We start from the raw sequence: 210 nt of genomic DNA, 5'->3' as shown, positions 1-210 counted from the left end.
AGTTAAGGGTTGCGCTCGTTGCGGGACTTAACCCAACATCTCACGACACGAGCTGACGACAACCATGCACCACCTGTCTCCTCTGTCCCGAAGGCCGCTGCTATCTCTAGCAGATTCAGAGGGATGTCAAGACCTGGTAAGGTTCTTCGCGTTGCTTCGAATTAAACCACATACTCCACTGCTTGTGCGGGTCCCCGTCAATTCCTTTGA

General features: G+C 52.9%; 1 rRNA gene. It reads right to left on the bottom strand.

The features are described from left to right. Window positions 1–210: ribosomal RNA gene (locus UQ64_RS27580) — 16S ribosomal RNA — on the bottom strand; the annotation flags it as partial.

Source organism: Paenibacillus etheri, from assembly GCF_001012825.1.
In the GTDB taxonomy this organism is placed as follows: Bacteria; Bacillota; Bacilli; order Paenibacillales; family Paenibacillaceae; genus Paenibacillus_AQ; species Paenibacillus_AQ etheri.
The sequence above is the reverse complement of the archived record's forward strand: the minus strand, read 5'-3'. Positions and strand labels throughout refer to the sequence as shown.